Source organism: Streptomyces sparsogenes, assembly GCF_001704635.1.
GTDB lineage: Bacteria > Actinomycetota > Actinomycetes > Streptomycetales > Streptomycetaceae > Streptomyces > Streptomyces sparsogenes.
On record NZ_MAXF01000130.1, the window covers coordinates 27037 to 45052 of the forward strand.

Genomic DNA, 18016 nt, shown 5'->3' on the forward strand with positions numbered 1-18016 from the left:
GCGGGGACCGTCCGCTCGGTGGTCCCACCTGCGGGTTTCGCCCTTCGGCACCCGTGCGTACGCCGCCGGTCACCGCCATCCGAACAACCCGACCGGCAGCGATAAGGAGCCCCTCACGTGTTGGACCACGGCGCAGCCCCGCCCACCGCCGAGCGATCCCGGTCGGGGCTCACCGCCCCGCGCCCCGGCTCCCGGGCGCTCGGCCCCCGGCTGATGCGGCGCAAGCCCGTCGAGCTGCTGGTCGCCGAGGGCGGCCAGGGCGAGGGCGGGAAGCTGCGCCGCTCGCTCGGCATGTGGCAGCTCACCATGATCAGCATCGGTGCGACGCTGGGCACCGGCATCTTCGTGGTGCTCGGCGAGGCCGTGCCGGACGCCGGGCCCGCGGTGGTCGTCTCCTTTGCGATCGCGGGGCTGACCGCGCTGTTCTCCGCGCTGTCGTACGCCGAGCTGGCGGGCACCATCCCGGTCTCCGGGTCCTCCTACTCCTACGCCTACGCCACCCTCGGCGAGCTGGTCGCCTGGGTCTGCGGCTGGTGTCTGATCCTGGAGTACGGGGTGTCGGTGGCCGCCGTCGCGGTCGGCTGGGGCCAGTACCTCAACGAGCTGCTGGACGGCACCCTGGGCGTCACCATCCCCGACGCGCTGGCCGCCCCGCCCGGCGACGGCGGTCTGTTCAACCTGCCCGCGCTGCTGGTCGTCCTGCTGGCCATGGCCTTCCTGCTGGGCGGGGCCAAGGAGAGCGCCCGGGCCAACACGATCATGGTGACGGTCAAGATCGCCGCCCTGGTGCTGTTCTGCGCCGTCGCCTTCACCGGCGTCCGCGCCGGGAACTACACCCCCTTCATGCCGCTGGGCATGGCCGGCGTCAGCGCCGCCGGGGCCACCCTCTTCTTCTCGTACATCGGCTTCGACGCCGCCTCCACGGCCGGCGAGGAGGCCAGGAACCCGCAGCGCGACCTGCCGCGCGCGATCATGCTCTCGCTCGTCATCGTCACCGCCCTGTACTGCCTGGTCGCGGCCGTGGCGGTGGGCGCCCTGCCGTGGAAGCGGTTCGCCGGCTCCGAGGCCGCGCTCGCCGGGATCATGAAGGATGTCACCGGGCAGAGCTTCTGGGCCGTGCTGCTGGCCGCCGGCGCGGTCGTGGCCATCGCCTCCGTCGTGCTGACCGTGCTCTACGGGCAGACCCGCATCCTCTTCGCGATGTCCCGGGACGGGCTGGTGCCGAAGGTCTTCTCCAAGGTCCACCCGGCCAGCGGGGTGCCGCGCGCCAACACCGTGATCGTCTCCCTGTTCTGCGGGGTGCTGGCCGCCGCCATCCCGCTCGGCCAGCTCGCCGACGCCACCAGCATCGGCACCCTCTTCGCCTTCGCGCTGGTCAACATCGCCGTGATCGTCCTGCGCCGGACCCGGCCCACCATGCAGCGCACCTTCCGGGTGCCGCTGTCGCCGCTGTTCCCCCTCGTCGGCTTCGGGCTGTGCCTGTGGATGATGGGCAGCCTGGACCGAGTGACCTGGATGGTGTTCGGCGTCTGGATGGCCGTCGGTCTTGTGCTGTACTTCGCATACGGCATGCGCCGCTCCCGACTGGCCACAGCAGAGAAGTGACATCCCCGCAGTGCGACTGAACGATCTGGACGAACGCATCGTCCACGCCCTCGCCGAGGACGCCCGCCGCAGCTACGCCGACATCGGGGAGGAGGTCGGCCTCTCGGCCCCCGCCGTCAAGCGGCGGGTGGACCGGCTGCGGGCCGAAGGGGCCATCACCGGCTTCACCGTACGGGTGGACCCGGCCGCGCTCGGCTGGGAGACCGAGGGCTTCATCGAGCTCTACTGCCGCCGGAACACCTCCCCCGAGGACATCCACCGCGGCCTCGCCCGCTACCCCGAGGTGGCGTCCGCGTCCACCGTCACCGGCGACGCGGACGCCATCGTCCAGGTCTTCGCCTCCGACATGCGGCACTTCGAGCGCGTCCTGGAGCGGATCGCGGGCGAACCCTTCGTGGAGCGCACCAAGTCGGTCCTCGTCCTCTCCCCTCTGCTGCGCCGCTTCGGGTCCGGCACTCCGGCCTGACCCGAGGCGGGCGGCGGCCGAGGCGGGCGGCGCAACGAATCGCCGCTCGGGGCCCGGAAGACGTAACGAATCGACGGCGGGTGCGCAATGGTCGCGCCTTGTCCGCCGATCCCGGCGAACGTACCGTCTTGGTGCGGTGACATCTCACCGTCTTTGTTCCGTTACGTCTCCCCTCCCGTGGCCCCGCCGCCCCGCCAGAAGGTCATGCCCATGCCCGCGCTGCGCACCGCCCTGCTCCAGAGCTCCGGCCACCCCGGCGACGTCGCCCGTAATCTCGAGGCCCTCGACGAGGCGGCCGGGCGCGCCGCGGCGGCCGGCGCCGGACTGCTGATCGCGCCGGAGCTGTTCCTCACCGGCTACGCGATCGGCGACGGCGTGCGGCGGCTGGCCGAGCCGGCCGACGGCCCGGGCGGGCGGGCGGTGGCCGGCCTCGCCGCCGCCCATGGCCTGGCCGTCCTCTACGGCTACCCGGAGCGCGCGGGCGACGCGGTCTTCAACTCCGCCCGGCTGGTCGGCCCCGACGGCGCCGAGCTCGCGAACTACCGCAAGACCCACCTCTTCGGCGCCTTCGAGCGCGCCTCGTTCACCCCCGGCGACACCCCCGTCGTCCAGGCCGAACTCGGCGGCGTACGGGTGGGGATCATGATCTGCTACGACGTGGAGTTCCCCGAGAACGTCCGGGCCCACGCCCTGGCCGGGACCGATCTGCTGCTGGTGCCCACCGCGCAGATGCACCCCTTCCAGTTCGTGGCCGAGGCCCTCGTCCCGGTCCGGGCCTTCGAGAGCCAGCTCTACATCGCCTACGTCAACCGCACCGGGCCCGAGGGCGACTTCGACTTCATCGGGCTGAGCTGCCTGGCCGGCCCCGACGGCACGGTCAAGGCCCGCGCCGGACGCGGCGAGGAGCTGGCCTTCGGCGACGTGGACCCGGAACTGCTCGCCGCCTCCCGCACCACCAACCCCTACCTGGGCGACCGCAGGCCCGAGCTGTACACCCCCCTGACCTGACCCGCCCTTCGCCCCGCAGCCTCGGCGCGCCCCCTCGTCCCACCCCCGCAAGGAGTCCGTACCCGATGACGTCCACGGTGCCCACCGCCGTCCACGACGAGCAGGACGACCGGCAGTCCGACCTTCCGCCGCTGACCATGTTCGGCCCGGACTTCCCCTACGCCTACGACGACTACCTCGCCCACCCCGCCGGCCTCGGCCAGATCCCCGCCACCGAGCACGGCACCGAGGTCGCGGTCATCGGCGGCGGGCTCTCCGGCATCGTCGCCGCCTACGAACTGATGAAGATGGGCCTGAAGCCGGTCCTCTACGAGGCCGACCGGATCGGCGGACGGCTGCGCACCGTCGGCTTCGAGGGCTGCGACCCCTCGCTGACCGCCGAGATGGGCGCCATGCGCTTCCCGCCCAGCTCCACCGCCCTCCAGCACTACATCGACCTGGTGGACCTGGAGACCCGGCCCTTCCCCAACCCGCTCGCGCCCGACACCCCCTCCACCGTGGTCGACCTGAAGGGCGAGTCCCACTACGCGCGCACCCTGGAGGACCTGCCCGAGGTCTACCACCAGGTGATGGACGCCTGGAACGCCTGCCTGGAGGAGGGTGCCGACTTCTCCGCGATGCAGCGCGCCATCCGCGAGCGCGACGTCCCGCGGATCCGGGAGATCTGGTCCTGTCTGGTCGAGAAGCTCGACAACCAGACCTTCTACGGCTACCTCTGCGACTCCCCGGCCTTCCGCTCCTTCCGCCACCGGGAGATATTCGGCCAGGTCGGCTTCGGCACCGGCGGCTGGGACACCGACTTCCCCAACTCCATCCTGGAGATCCTGCGCGTCGTCTACACCGGCGCGGACGACGACCACCGCGGCATCGTGGGCGGCAGCCAGCAGCTGCCGCTGCGGCTGTGGGAGCGCGAGCCGCGCAAGCTCGTGCACTGGGCGCCGGGCACCTCGCTGTCCTCCCTGCACGACGGACGGCCGCGCCCGGCCGTCACCCGGCTGCACCGCGCGGCGGGCGACCGCATCGTCGTCACCGACGCGGCGGGCGACATCCGCTCGTACCAGGCGGTGGTCTTCACCGCGCAGTCCTGGATGCTGCTCTCCAAGATCGAGTGCGATGACTCGCTCTTCCCCATCGACCACTGGACGGCGATGGAGCGCACCCACTACATGGAGTCCAGCAAGCTGTTCGTGCCGGTCGACCGTCCGTTCTGGCTGGACAAGGACGAGACCACCGGCCGGGACGTGATGAGCATGACGCTCACCGACCGCATGACCCGCGGCACCTACCTGCTGGACGACGGGCCGGACCGGCCCGCCGTCATCTGCCTCTCCTACACCTGGTGCGACGACAGCCTCAAGTGGCTGCCGCTGTCCGCGAACGAGCGGATGGAGGTCATGCTCAAGTCGCTGTCGGAGATCTATCCGAAGGTCGACATCCGCAAGCACATCATCGGCAGCCCGGTCACCGTCTCCTGGGAGAACGAGCCCTACTTCATGGGCGCGTTCAAGGCCAACCTGCCCGGGCACTACCGCTACCAGCGCCGCCTGTTCACCCACTTCATGCAGGACCGCCTCCCGGCCGGCCAGCGCGGGATCTTCCTCGCGGGCGACGACATCTCCTGGACGGCGGGATGGGCCGAGGGCGCCGTGCAGACCGCGCTGAACGCGGTGTGGGGCGTGATGACCCACTTCGGCGGCCGGACGGACCCGAAGAACCCGGGCCCGGGCGATGTGTTCGAGGAGATCGCCCCCGTCGAACTCCCCGAGGACTGAGCCGAGGAGTCCGGCCGCCGGGCCGGGCCCCGCTGCGCAGGGCGGGTCAGCCGCCCGGCAGCGGGGTCAGCAGAAACCGCCCCACCAGGCCGACGCTCTCGTCCACGCGCTCGACGAACTCCTCGGCCAGCTCCGGCAGCCCCCGCAGCCCCCACAAGGCGCGGAACGCCGCCCACGCGGCGCCCCGCGCCTTGTCCAGGCTCCACGACCCCACCAGGTGGGTGAGCGGATCGGCCACGTCCAGCAGGTCAGGACCGGGCATCAGATCCTCGCGGATCCGCTCCTCGAGCCCGGTGAGCAGGGCGCCGACCCGGTCGAAGTCGCCCTCCAGGTCCTCCGGTTCGGCCCGCCGCGCCCGGCAGGTGTCCACGAGCGCCAGGGCCAGGTCATGGCCGATGTGCGCGTTGATCCCGGCCAGCGCAAGTTAATGGAACATACGCTGCATACCCAAAAGAAGCCCCGCCCGGCGCCACGGGGGAGGCGCACGGACGGGGCCACAGTCCGCTTCGACCTGGTGGCCGTGCGGTGAATCAGTCAGCGGCTAGGCAGCCCGGACAGTTCACTGCCCGCTGCCATCGGTACACCCGCGTCGTGCCTTCGTCATGCGGGGTGTAAGCCCCGCACCGGGTGGCCTTGGGTGTGACGCTGAACCGATGGACGGTGATCACGTCGTCTTCGATGGTCCCCGGAAACCACTCGCGGTCTCCCCGCATGTCAGACGGCCGTTTGATCTGAGGCTTCCCCACTGGCTTCCCCTGTCTTCGGCTGGAGCCCCTTGTAGCGGCAGTACGCACACGGATGCGGGCACGGATGGAGGTCGGCACCCCGCGGAATGAAGACGACGCCCGAGACGACGTCCTTCGCTCCCCCGTACTTCGTCCACCACCCATCCGGCGACTCCGCGTACGGCGTCCCCGCGTACGGGTCAGCGCTCATGACATCAGCGTGCGGTACTTGTCCACCTGTGCAGCGACCAGTCGGTGCAGCTCCGCCCAGGTAGGCGCGCTGACTGTCTGATCCAGCTTGCCCCTGCCATCCACCGCCGGGAGGCTCGAAATGTGGTACGGGGCCGTGGCGTACCAGTGAGGCTCACTGCCTCCCAGCGCACGGGACGCCTTGGATCGGAAGTACGTCCACCCCTCCGGAAGCGGAGCGGACATCGGCGTGGGGTCGGTGCGCCGGCTCATGACTGACCCCCCAGGCTCTCCGACTCCGCGCCCAGCGGGTTCGGCTCAGGGAGTCGGCCACCCCGGGACTCCGCCACGCGGATCATGTCCTCCAGACACTCCGAAAGGCGCTTCATCAGGTAGGTGCATTCGTCCGGCTCAATGGGGAGACCGGTCCCCAACATGCCCCTGGAGAGCGAGAGAACAGCCTCCGCCGTGGAGATCTGTTCTGCCTCTACGCGATCGGCCAGCCGGGCAATCCGACCGTCCGGGCAGTCATCCGGTGTGTACGCGCGCTGACCGTTGGGCCCCGGCCAGGGCAGCAAACGCAGACGGGTAGCCTTCACTTGTTGCGCTCCTTCGCAGCGTGACCACGCCCCCGGCCGGTTCGCCCCGGTGCGGGGGTCCTTAGCCTGAGCCTGACGAGCGCGTCGACGGAGCAACAGGGAACGCGTTACGTAGTTTCGTGACGCTAATCGGCGACGCCCAGGAACTCGGCGATCGGTTTGAGCCCGGCCGGCCGTGACTGCCAGTTCCATAGATCACGAACGACGGCGACGGCCAACGTGTGGTGCCGCATCCACGCTGGTGCGTTCCGCTTCAGGGACTCCAGCGCCTTGACCGCGCCTTCCCCGTTCCCAAGGTCGGTGTGAGCACGTGCGACGTCGAGCAGCAGCCACGTTCGCCACGACGGCGGGGTCTCCTTCGACAGCCGCATCCCATGGGCGAGATCCAGAGCCTCGCTGGGCTTCTCATGCTGGACGGCCAAGCGGACCCGCTCAATGCGAACGGACGACTTGTTGAAGACGCTCAGCAACTTGCCATCCTGCGGCTTCGGCATCCTCGCCAGTCGTTCGGCGGCTTTCTCCGCTGTCACCATCATGTCGTTGGCGCGCTCGTAGTCACCGCTCCGGGCGTGGCTCGTCGCGGCCGACATGAGAAGTCCTCCCCACACCCGCATCCCCTCCGGGGTGCTGCTGTGCTCCCGCTCGACCCGGTCGGCGGCGTAGACAGCTAGCCCACGTGCGTCGTCCAGCCTTGCCTGACGCTGGTACGCCCAGGCGACGGAGTTGGAGATCATGGGGGCTAGGAGTGGGTCCGACGAAGCGTCAGCGGCTGCTATGGCTCGCTCCAGGGCCGACAGAGCGAGATCCGTCTTCCCCATCCGAATGGCCAGGTGTCCGCCCAGTTGAAGCGCCTTGCTCAGTGCTGCCTGCCCGGCCGCGCGCTGGTCGACGTCGCCGACGGTTGCAGCGAACCGAGCATCGGTGATCAGGCCCGGCAACGCGCTGAGCAGATCTTCAAACGCCGCTGCGTGGTAGAGCGTCCACCCGTTCGCGACGTCACGTCGGATCCGCTCCAACGACAGCGTATTCAGGTCACTGGGCGGGGCCGGCGGAGCGAACAGCGGCGGCATGATGGCGCGACGGACGGCTACGAGCTGCGGGGAATCGGACTCTCCCGTCGACGGAGCGCCTGGAGGGTCACCCACGAGGCTCGTCAGCTCTACGCCAAGCCCCGATGCAAGAGCGTGCAACGTGGGTAGCTGCACGGAACTGTGCGGCTTCTGCTCCAGCCGACGAATGGTGTCAACCGATACGCCAGCCTGCTCGGCCAAACCCTCTTGTGTGAGCCTCACTTGACGGCGGAGGCGCCTCACACGGTCCCCCAGGTACTCCGTTGTCATACAACCAAGCTACTCCGAGCCTGGACGCGTAGGGTCGCCCTCGTCAGGCAGAGCGACGAGCGGGGTACGCCTCGAAAACCTCTCCACCGTAGATCATCGTGGCGTTGCGGCGGTAGAGCTTGCCATGCCACGGACGGCAGAAGCGCTTTGCCCGCCCGGCCCCCTTCTTCTGCTCCAGTGGCGCCCCGCACTGGAGACAGTTGGTGCTCTCGGCCTTTGCCGAAGTGCTGAAGTAGTCGTCCATATCGAACCTCTCTAGAAGTCGGTGGGCCCCCTCTCCGGGAATGGAGAGAGGGCCCGATGCTCAGTGTGCGGTTGCCTTACCAGCGTCCTGCTTCAATGGCACGCGACGTCTCCGCTTCGCGGACGGTGTAGCGGTGATCGACAATATCTGTCAGTTCTGTGTCACCGATGTATGTGTGATTCTCAACGACGATGTTGGGGGTACCTCGCCCGTTACCGGCACTGGCGCGGAGCGTGTCCCATTGGCCACTTGTGAATACCGGCTCCGGCTTTCCGGTGCCGTTCGCGACGAGGGACAGGCCCGGGGGCAGGTATCCGCCATCGTCGTACCACCTATGACTCTGCCACCACGACCATGCCCGCGTCGGATCGCGATAACGGTCCTTGATATAGCCAAGGCCCCATTTGATCTGTGTCGCGGGATTCGTCAGCCAGTCGGAGCCAGCCGACTTCATCTTTGACGCAGGGAGGCTCTGGGGGATGCCGTACGCGCCGCTCGCGTCGTTGCGAGCGTCCCAGCGCCAGCCGCTCTCCTTGGTCCAGAGCTTTTGCAAGGGAGACCAGTGCTTCTGGGAGAATCCGAATTCTCCCATCATCTGTTTCGCGATGTGCTTCGACGATTCCACCGAACTCATCCCACCGCCAGCAGCAAGGGAGGGGCGGAATCCGTAGACGTCGGTGAACATTCGGTGCCTTGCACCGCGCGCCTTCGGGCCGACGAGTACGCCGTCACCGCCTCGGGATTCGACGTTCGTACCCGCCAGGGTTCCGGCTGTGTGGCCGACTCCAGCGTTAGTTACGCCAATCATGAACGGCGTGGGCAGATTCTTGACCCAACCCTTTGGCGCTTTGTTGCCGCTGAAATCGTGCGTGGACCACAGACGGCCCTTCGGGTTACGGCCCTCGATCACTTTCTGAATACCGGACATGAAGCCGGAGCAGTCCCAGGACGGATTACCTCCGCCACCCCATTGGTAGGGTTTCCCTGCTTGAGTGCGGGCCCACGTCAGAGCGCGGAGGACGTTGCCCTCAACATTGCCGTTGCTCTTGAACCAACCGACGACCTTGTCCTTGAGATTCTTCAGCATGGATATAGGCATCTTAGCCATGGCTCGCGCCCACTGGTTGTCAGCGAAACCCTTGACCTTGCTCAACACCCAGTCCTTAGCGGCGTTGAATATCTTCGCGGGATTAGTTACGGCGTTCCAGCCCGTTTTGAAGAAGTCGCCGACGTCCTTCACGCGGTGCTTGATCCAGCCGACGATGCCACCGTCAGCAAACGCTGGCGTTCCGGCGTTGATCATCCGTTGGACACCAGCAACACCGCCGTTGCGAGCAGCGGCATTCATGTTGTGGACGTAATCCGCGCCCATGGCTCGCGTCCACTCCGGGCGCATAATTGCCTCGCCACCACCAACGGCAATGAGCTGGTTGTCCACGCCAGGTGTGTAGCCCGGGATCACGCCGCCCGTGTGGTATCCGTCCAACTTGACCGGGGGCAGTTCATCGGCGCCCACAACTCCGGCCACGGCGTTCCAGACAGGCCGAATGCCGTTTGTGTACACCACATCGACGATGACCTTCACGGGCGTCATGACGATGTCGGACACCAGATTCCAGGCAGTCTCGATGTCGTCTTTCGCCTTTTCGAAAGCCTCCGCGACTTTCCCGACGGCCTTCTTCACCAGCTCAAACGGAGGCTTGATGGCCTTGTCGTACAGCCAGCTCGCCTTCTCGCCGATCCAGTTGAAAACTGGCTTGACGGCTTCTCGCCACAACCAGGAGACCTTGTCCCCCAAATCGTCGACGACCGCTTTGGAGTTTCGGAACGCCGGACGTATAGCCTTGTCGTAGAGCCAGGTGACCTTTTCCCCGATCCAGCCACAGACCGGGCTGATGATCTTTTCCCAGAGGAACTTGAAGGCTCCGTCGATGCTGTCGAGCGTGGGCTTGAATCCGTCGGTCCACAACCACGTGGCCAGGAGACCAAGGCCCTGAATAGCCAGGTAGATTGGTGCGATGATCAGCGTCGTCAGGGCAGTGACAAGGATCTTCCCCGCCTCAGTGATGAAATAGAACGTCGGCTGAAAGCAGTTCTCCCACAGCCATACGGCCTTGTCGCCGACCCACTTCAGCGCACCCCATATGGCCGTGAAAATGGGGCTGAGCACGTTGTACCAGGCGAAGGAAACTGCCGTCTTGATGCCTTCCCACGCACCCTTGACGGCGTCGCGGAACCACTCGAAGTGATTCCACGCAAGCAGGACGGCCAGGACGAGAAGCCCAATGACCAACATGATCCCCTGAATGATGGGGACGATTCCCGTGGCTTCGAGAGTCGCTGTCCATCCGATCGTCGCCAGCGACATCACGGCCATAGCCGCTTCGTAGACCGTGGCGATACCTGATATCAGCAGCAGCCCAAGGGAAATCGCCTTCGTCGCGAAGTACATCCCCCAGAGGACCTGAATCACCTCAGGGGCGTTTTGCGCGAGCCAGGAGATTCCGTCAAGGAGCGGCGACAGAACAGCGAACATGATCTGCGAGAGCGGCGAAGCTGCCTGCGCCACGTCGACCATGGCGCCGAGGAGGTCACCCAGGAATTCGCCCAGACCCGGGGCAGTGTCCTTGACGTACGCAAGGAACTTCTCGAAATCGGGGCTGCCCTTCAGGCTCGTCCCCCACCTGGCGAATCGCTCAGTGATCCGGTCGGATCGATCGGCGATTCCATCCATGTGCGGGAGGAAGGCGTCAACGACGCCAGCCATGCCCTTTAGGATGTTCCCGAACGCCACGCCGAAGCCGACAATGGCCGGCTCGATGTTCTCCGCGAGATCCTTCTTGAAGCCCTCCCAGAACGGAGACTTTAGTTCCTGGCTCGCCTTGTCCATCAGGGTGCCGATGGCGCGAGCGGCACCTTCGACGAACGGCGTCAATCCGGGCAAGGAGTTCTTCAGTCCGTCGACTGCGCGCGTGAAGATGGGGAGCACGGCAGGCTGAAGCGACGTCTGCCACTCCTTGAAGGCTTTTTTCAAGCCGCGCGGACCGGCGATGGAGTCGTACAGATCTCGCTGCGCGGGAGTCAGTTCGGCCAGCTTGCGGCGGAATTCATCCTGCTTCGTGACGGCATTCGACGTCGTGTCGATGGACGAAAGACGAGCCGACTCGACACCACGTTCCGCGGCTTCAATCTGCTCCGCCGCCTTCACCTGAGCGTCGGCAGCGCTCGCAGTGGCGTCAGCGACACTCCGTTGAGCGTCGACGACGGATTGCAGTGCATCGCGCTGTGCGCGGGCTGCCTGGCGCTGTGCGTCGGTTACGGCCCTGGTCTGCTCGCCGACGCTCCGCTGAGCCTCAGAAACCCTCTCAGCCGCCGCCTTTACGGCGTCGTTGCCGTCGACGCCTGCCTTCCGCTGCTTCTCTGCTTCCTTCTGGAGGTCTTCGAGGTCGCGCTTCTGTTCCTTCGCGGACTGTCGGGCCTGATCCAGGGAAAGCTGTGCTCGCTGCCGCTGGAGGTCAGTTGCCTTCGGGTCAGCCATAACGGCCTGAAGTTCCTGCTGCGCCTCTTGGACGCGAAGCGTGGCCTCGCGCTGGCTCAGTTGGCCGTCGGTAAGGCGGTCACTCAGTTCCCGTAGCTGCCTCGCTGCGTCCTCGCGCGCTTGCGTGAGATCCCGCTCAGCGGCCAGTGCCGCACGCTTGGCGTCGGCTAGCGACTGCTCTGCGCGTCGCACCGCTTCCGCGGACTGGCGCCGTTGGTCTGCCGCTCTCTCTGACGCTTGCGCAACGGCTCTTTCGGCTGCTTCAACCTGAGAGCTTGCCTGCGCGATAGAGCGAGACGCATTGCGGTGTGCAGCGGCTAGAGATTGCTGAGCCGCAGCCAGTTGGATTGCACGCTGCTGAGACTGCACCATCCGTCGAATGCTGTCGTCCGTCGCCCTCGTCGATTCCTGCTGGGCTTGCTTCTGGAGGCCCAGAACCTCCGTCACACCCTTGATTGCGGGAATAGCAGCAGCGGCGAATGCGCCGACCCCGGTAGCAGCGGCCGTCAGCATGGAGACAAGAGCACCGAAACCAGCGGCGAGAACGGGGCCGGCTGGAATGGCGGTAAGGGCCGCGATCTGGATACCCAGGTTCATCACAGCGCCTTGCGCGCCGCTCGCATCAACGTCGATGCGGGCGGTCTTACCGTCGACCATTGCGATTTCCGCGCGAATCTCCGCAAGGGCCGCTCTGGCGGTCGCTGTGTCCGCGCGCACCGCGATGTTGGGGTGTGACGCTCCGAGGCGTTTCAGCTCCGCGTCGAGCCGCTTCACTTCGGCGTCGGCGGCTGCGACGTCGACGTCGACCCCTATGCGCTTCTTACTCAGCGCCTCCATCTGCGCCCGGATACGGGCCAACTCAGCGTCAACGCCTGTGTCTCCAAGCCTGATGTCCAGCTTGGGCATGGCGCGGAACGCCACTTCCAACTTCGTTCGAAGCGATCTCGCGAAGGCGCCGCCTGTGTTCTCGCCCTGCCTCGTCGCCGCAACACGAGCCGCGTTTCCGCCCTGGTTGATGGCGGACGGGATTGAGACGACGATGTTCCGGGAGATTTCCTCTCCCATACGTCGCCCAGCTTCTTCGCCGACCTTGTCAGCGATAGGCAGGACGAGGGCCCGCAGCTTCGTATTGAAGTTGGGGATGATCGGGACGACGTCGACGGCTGCGCCACCGACAATGTCAAGGTCCGGCATTACACGTCACCCCCGGGCGCTTCGAAGTCGCCCGGGTTCGTCCGTGCGTCGAGTAGTCGCGAGACGTCAAAGAGCCATTCGGCCTGTCGCTCAACGGCAGCGGAGAATGGGGCCTCCGCAACAGCCACTGCGGCTTCCGTGAACTCCTTACAGCTCATCGAGCAATACGCGAACATCTCCAGTTCGTCACGGTCGTTCATGTGGGGCTGCGGATAGAACCGGCATCCGGGTCTCAGGCAGCCTGTTGGGTCTCGTTGGGTAATCACGATGCCTCCGGGGCATGAGAAAGCCCCCGTAGCCGTTGGCTACAGGGGCTGTGCAAAGGTCTGCGGGGGCGCCTCAGAAGCGCCGTCGCGCCTCGTCGACATAGATGCCGGGCACGATTTCATCGGGGCTCCTGCGGGCGTCCAAGAGGTCACTCAGGCGCAGTAGTTCGGCCGCCTCTCGCTCTGCCTCTGGGCCGCTGCTGGCGGCTACCTTTCGCGCTCTCGCGCACCACACCCAGCACGGGCCGCCACAATGCTGGCGACGTCGGTATCCCTGAGTCGGGGACTGCGTGTACCGACGAGGGAAGTTGCAGCCGGGCCGCTTGCACGGCTGCGGCTGGTGGTGAATCGACATGGCCTCTCCAGAAGTCGGGAAACGACAGTGCCCCCGTCCACCAGGACGAGGGCACTGAGTTAGTTGCATGTACCGCTCATGGAACGGTTACACCCGCTCTGAGCTGGCACTTTACCTGCGCTTTAATAGACTCCATCGGCCGTCGCCACCTTCCGCCCTGTCGGCACATTGGGAGGCATTTGAGGCGTCGAGGGCGCCGATAGGACGTCAGAACGGCCACTGAGGGCCCCTGGCGGGCCCTCAGATTCGACCTCTAGCCGGTTGCCGGACAGCGTCGCCCAGCACCTCTTCGGTCAGCGTGATGATCGACCGGGGTTGGATGCCTGGGGTATTCGCAGGTCAGAGCTTGATCACTCTGGGCGGCTCCAGCCAGCAACGCCACGGCTGACGCAGCCGAACGCCTCCAGCAGCGTCACGCCGCACGCGTCCGCGTACGCCCGTCTGGCACGTCGCCAGCGACTCCAGGCAGTCACGGTTCGGTCGGCGTCGTTCAGGCCATCGGCGACGCTTGTCCACTCGTCCACGAAGCACCTCGTCAGCTCCGCTGGTGCCTCGTCGGCTCGGGGTGACGTCACCTGTACCTGCCGCCGTGCGAGCCGTGCCGCTCGTCGAGTGCTCACGACGTGAGCCGTGCGCGTCGCTCGTCGACGTCGGGCACGACGCTGGGCAACGCGTGGATCACACCTGTCGCGGTGTCCACGCTCTCGATCACCCATCCAAGGGTCTTCAACCCTGCCGGCGACAACCCAAGATGATCGGCCAAGTGTCGTGCTTCCTGCGCCAGTCCAGCCGTCGCACGACCTGAGAGGGACTGGCATACAACCTGCACGTACAACGCCACGATCGGCACATAGGAGTCGTCCCACTGCGTGGCTTGTGGGCTCTCCCAAAGGCTTGCCCACATCTGCTGTTCGGCATCGCTCCACACTCGCCCTGTCGGCATCGGTGGCGCATCCTCGTCGCAGCCTGAGAGCGGAAGAACGACGACGCTGGGAGCGCTTCGTCCCTGCCCCCTGTGCGCGCGACTGTAGGGCCGTGAAGGGTCCTGTCGGGGACCGGGGGCAACCATCGTCAGCCCTGCCCGATGCTGCTCACGTGGTCGATACGCACCACGTGCGCCTTGCTGGTGACCGTCACGGTGAGCGCGTCCGGGTAGGTTGTTCCCCACTGTCCCGCGATCGTTGCGTAGGTCAGCGTCCCCGTCAGGGTCTGGCCACCGACGAGGTTGACGACGGCCGACTGACCGTTGAGAGCAAGCGCCCGGTTCTTGATCGCCTGTACGGCGTCGCTGGTGTTCATCGGCTGCTCTCCATGTTGTAGGTGGCGGTCTGGAAGGGGTTGCGCCGCTGCTCGGCCTCAGTCGGTGCCGGGCGGGGCTCACGCTTCGGATGCTTGCGCTGATACGCAGCAGCGCCCGCAGCAACACCGGTCGGGGCGTCGACGTCGCCCCCGCGGGGGCCGCCGCTCTGGTTGCCCGCGGGTGCCCCGGCGCCAAGCTCAGCGGCGAACGCCTTCGCGTCCGCCTTCAGTTCCTCCGGAGTGCTGCCCTGGAGCCGCGTGGACTGGTCGGGAGTCAGGCCGGCCGCCAGGCCAGCGCGGAGACGGGCAAGCTCGGCGCGTGTCTGCGCAAGCTCCTGTTCTGTGGTGGGTTCCACGAGTGTTCCTCTCAGTAGGTGTAGGTCAGTGGCGCCGGATCCCCTGGCGTGGCGTTCGGCTTGATGGGCCGGGGCGCGGGCGTGCTGTGGTCGAGGTGAGCCGGGCGGGAGTGGGCGTACCTCTTCGCCTCGGGGGCGTCGGGGATGGGCACTTCGATCGGCGAGAAGTCCCGGATGGGCCCGCTGTCGTCGTAGGCCGTGGGCTCAGTCGCTGCGCTGACGTCGGCCTCCAGATCGTCCAGCGACGCGGGGACGTAGCTCGTCCCGATGTTGGCCGCCCACACGAGGTAGGGCACGGTGTAGCGCTGCGTCTGCATGGCCTCCAGAGCGAACGGGGGCACGTCGTCAGGACGGAACCCCGCGACTTCCCCGTGCCCCTGGCGCTTCCAGTTCCGCAGCTTCGCCCGGGTGTCCTCGTCGGCTACCGAAGTGAGTACGGACCACTGAGCGGCCCTGATGTTCTCGAAGTCCTTCAGCAGCGCTGTAAGGGTCCGGAACGCCTCAAGCGCGCCCCCGCCGGCCTGAATCGCCTCGTCGGCGTTCCTGACGCCGTCCAGGGCCGCTCCGGCGGTCTTGGCGTCGCTCAGTACGTCCGCCAGACGTCGGCCGAGATAGGCAAGGGCGTCGTCCGACAGGGTGTCGCGGAGATCTTCCTTCTCGTGCTTCAGCAGCCGCTCCCCCTCCACCAGGGCGATATACTCCGACTGGCCTTCGAGCGCTTCGAAATACGCCTTCGCCGCGCGCGAGCCGAGATCCGCAGGCCACTTCCCGGAAACCCGGAAGGAAGCAATCGCATCGTCGATGACTTCACGACGAGCACGCTCAGGATCAGCGGGGCGCTTGAACGCTCGCTTCAATTCGAGGATCGCCGCATGTCGATCTTCGGCCTTCGCGACGTCGGGGACTGTCGCCCACGCCGCTCGAAGCTCGACGTTGTCTGTGTCTCGCATAGTTTCTGCCTCTCAGAAATAACAAAGGCCCCGTGCCGTGAATCCGGCAGGGGCCCGTGAAGGGGTTTGCACGGCCGCCTAAGCGACGTTCCACTGTGGCGACGATGCCAAGGCCGTTGCCCGCTCCATGCGTCGCTCTCGCTTGCGCTGGAGCACGCGCTGAGGGTCGGCGTCGTAGCGCTCTTTCGCCTCCTCCCGAGTGCACGGGATGCACGCGGTACGCAACCCGTCGGCGTGGTCGGCCGCCTTGTAGAAGTGCAGTACGTTCCGGGGCAGATCACGTCGGCAGCGTCGGCATGTCTTCGTCGGCGTCATAGCGGGGCTCCTGATGGCTCCTTGTGGTGGCATGGTCTTGTAGGAAGTGGCGCGACAAAAAGGAGCCGCTGTATCAGCGGCTCGAAAGTGAAGTCTTAGGCCCGCGCCGGAGCGGAACGGAGGCGCGTGGAGGAGAGGAACACGCAGCCGTCGACGTTGCTTCTATGAAGCGGGCCGGAGCGGGCAGCGGAGAGGTGACGCACCCGCGATAGGGCTGTCCCGCGGAAGAGAACGCGAGAGAACAGCTCCTTCCACTACAGGTTATGGGTCAGCCATCTCGCCATTTTGAAGAGACGGGCGATTTGCCCGTTAATCCGTGATGGAAGCGTTATGCAGTGGCACTCGCCGGCCACGCCTCCCGATCACTTAGCGCGACAAAGCCATAAACGCCCCTCTCGCGCCCTTTCTCGGCCCCGACGCACAAGGAGGCACCGGGAACCTCGAACGGCCCTCAGGAGCCTTCCTGGGCGTCCCCAGGGGGCCACCCCTCCGCGCGTCCTCCGTCAGCCTCTCCACGTCGACGACGGCGCGTCCTCCACGGGGCTAGGGTCAGACTGAGGGTCAGAGTGTCAAAATAGACGCCTAGTTTTAACTCTTCCTAACGCGTGTTAGAGAGAGTAGAAAATAGGGGTTAGTTTGACCCTGCTAAGGCTCAAAGAAGACTCCATAGGCCGCTGGCCTGCGACGATGAAGCCGATGAAGGCGGGTCAAACTGACCCGGAGGTTTGGCCACTCTGACGCTCACCGACGGCCACATGTCCTAGATGTCCGAATCATAAGCGGATCAAGAACGTCCACTTCATTGCACGGGCCGTCGGACGACGTCGACGAGGCGCCCGGAGACGCGACCGAGCCCCGCCCGCCGAAGCGGCCCGGGGCCCGAGTGTCACGCTCTGTTAGTTACCGTCAGGCAGCGCATCCCGCCGCCACGGGACGGCGTCCTCCCGCCCCACGTCGGGCGCGCCGCTTGCACTCCTTGGCGCACCACTTGCACAGCGGGGCCCACGTACCGGCACCGTCATGAACGGGGGCCGTCGGGCCCTCTTCGAGGCACCAGGAGCAGCAGCCGGGGGCCCGCCCGTCGCACGTAGCGCACAAAACCTCGGTGATCCCGCCCGACGTGTCTCGGACGGTCGTGATCGTCTGAAGCTGAGAGCACGCGTCGCACCGGGCAGCCAGAGCGGGCGCTTGCGGCTCGATGACGGGGACGCCAGCCTCCACAGCCTCGATCCACAGGACAGACGCCGTGACGCTGCTCAGGTAGTCCTGGTCTACGACGACGGCCACGAACTCCCTGACGTCGAAGTCCAGCGAGTCAGCCACGGTGGCCGAGCAGCCGAGTTCGGCGGAGACATCCTTCGCGAACATCGTCAGGTCTGCGCGCTCGTCGTCGTCGGCGACGGGGCCAACGACAAGCATTCGGGGCGCGTCCACAGGTGCCACGGGCTCAGTCGGCCGGGCGATCGTGTACGTCTGCTGCGGGTCGCAGAAGTACAGAGAGCCGTCCGCCATCGTCAGCGTCCGCGAGTGCGGATAACGCGGGTCGACGTCGGCCCCGGAGGCGACGGGGACCCCGGGAAGACGGCTGATGACGTCGCCGGGACGGATGTCCGCACCGAGAATGGTGATCTGTGAGAACATGGGCGTACTCGTTTCTGTGAGTGCCGTAGGCCCCGGTATCCGCCAAGATGCATCGGGGCCTACGTTGTGACCGGGCTCGTATCCCCCGGTCACGGGTGGTTGACCACCCATAGGCTGACACAGGCTCGACAGGTGGTCAACCACCCTGGCAAGC

At 66.7% G+C, this 18016-nt stretch carries 13 protein-coding genes and 1 pseudogene; 4 read left to right on the forward strand and 10 right to left on the reverse strand.

Translation table 11 applies throughout. The features are described 5' to 3' along the window. Nucleotides 1-117 precede the first annotated feature (117 nt). The 4 genes from BBH68_RS26975 to BBH68_RS26990 all read left to right on the forward strand — a co-directional run bounded on the left by BBH68_RS26975 (nucleotide 118) and on the right by BBH68_RS26990 (nucleotide 4851). Nucleotides 118-1605, forward strand: coding sequence for an amino acid permease (locus BBH68_RS26975; protein ID WP_065966234.1), 1488 nt, complete (start codon nucleotides 118-120; stop codon nucleotides 1603-1605). Between the two features lie 10 nt (nucleotides 1606-1615). Beyond that, nucleotides 1616-2071 carry an Lrp/AsnC family transcriptional regulator gene (locus tag BBH68_RS26980; protein WP_065966236.1) on the forward strand — a complete coding sequence of 152 codons (456 nt, stop codon included), beginning with the start codon at nucleotides 1616-1618 and terminating at the stop codon, nucleotides 2069-2071. A 210-nt stretch (nucleotides 2072-2281) separates the two neighbouring features. Beyond that, nucleotides 2282-3079 (forward strand): carbon-nitrogen hydrolase family protein, encoded by a 798-nt coding sequence (locus BBH68_RS26985; RefSeq protein ID WP_065966238.1) that lies wholly within the window; start codon nucleotides 2282-2284, stop codon nucleotides 3077-3079. 65 nt (nucleotides 3080-3144) lie between these two features. Continuing rightward, the gene (locus BBH68_RS26990) at nucleotides 3145-4851 is read left to right on the forward strand and encodes a flavin monoamine oxidase family protein (RefSeq protein WP_065966240.1); all 1707 of its coding nucleotides are present in this window, start codon (nucleotides 3145-3147) and stop codon (nucleotides 4849-4851) included. A gap of 46 nt (nucleotides 4852-4897) precedes the next feature. Here BBH68_RS26990 and BBH68_RS26995 read toward each other — a convergent pair. The 10 genes and pseudogenes from BBH68_RS26995 to BBH68_RS27045 all read right to left on the reverse strand — a co-directional run. Then, a pseudogene (locus tag BBH68_RS26995) lies at nucleotides 4898-5272 on the reverse strand (DUF5995 family protein); the annotation flags it as partial. A gap of 1217 nt (nucleotides 5273-6489) precedes the next feature. Further along, nucleotides 6490-7704, reverse strand: a complete 1215-nt coding sequence (locus BBH68_RS27010) for a helix-turn-helix domain-containing protein (protein WP_065966243.1) — start codon at nucleotides 7702-7704, stop codon at nucleotides 6490-6492. A 43-nt stretch (nucleotides 7705-7747) separates the two neighbouring features. Next, nucleotides 7748-7948: a hypothetical protein gene (locus BBH68_RS41565; RefSeq protein ID WP_076970608.1), complete on the reverse strand. Its 201-nt coding sequence runs from the start codon at nucleotides 7946-7948 to the stop codon at nucleotides 7748-7750. A 76-nt stretch (nucleotides 7949-8024) separates the two neighbouring features. Beyond that, nucleotides 8025-12680 carry an aggregation-promoting factor C-terminal-like domain-containing protein gene (locus BBH68_RS27015; protein ID WP_065966246.1) on the reverse strand — a complete coding sequence of 1552 codons (4656 nt, stop codon included), beginning with the start codon at nucleotides 12678-12680 and terminating at the stop codon, nucleotides 8025-8027. Further along, the gene (locus BBH68_RS27020; RefSeq protein WP_065966248.1) at nucleotides 12680-12880 is read right to left on the reverse strand and encodes a hypothetical protein; all 201 of its coding nucleotides are present in this window, start codon (nucleotides 12878-12880) and stop codon (nucleotides 12680-12682) included. Before BBH68_RS27020 ends, BBH68_RS27015 begins: the two co-directional genes overlap by 1 nt. A 1037-nt stretch (nucleotides 12881-13917) precedes the next feature. Further along, complete coding sequence (locus tag BBH68_RS27025; RefSeq protein WP_483855358.1) at nucleotides 13918-14370, reverse strand: phage terminase small subunit; 453 nt, start codon at nucleotides 14368-14370, stop codon at nucleotides 13918-13920. A gap of 2 nt (nucleotides 14371-14372) precedes the next feature. Continuing rightward, complete coding sequence (locus BBH68_RS27030; RefSeq protein ID WP_065966250.1) at nucleotides 14373-14600, reverse strand: hypothetical protein; 228 nt, start codon at nucleotides 14598-14600, stop codon at nucleotides 14373-14375. Next, on the reverse strand, nucleotides 14597-14956 hold the full coding sequence (locus BBH68_RS27035) for a hypothetical protein (RefSeq protein ID WP_065966251.1): 360 nt from the start codon (nucleotides 14954-14956) through the stop codon (nucleotides 14597-14599). Before BBH68_RS27035 ends, BBH68_RS27030 begins: the two co-directional genes overlap by 4 nt. Before the next feature lie 11 nt (nucleotides 14957-14967). Further along, a complete protein-coding gene (locus BBH68_RS27040) occupies nucleotides 14968-15906 on the reverse strand; it encodes a hypothetical protein (protein WP_065966253.1) in 939 nt (312 codons plus the stop codon). A gap of 1221 nt (nucleotides 15907-17127) precedes the next feature. After that, nucleotides 17128-17862: a hypothetical protein gene (locus BBH68_RS27045; protein ID WP_065966254.1), complete on the reverse strand. Its 735-nt coding sequence runs from the start codon at nucleotides 17860-17862 to the stop codon at nucleotides 17128-17130. Nucleotides 17863-18016: the final 154 nt, after the last annotated feature.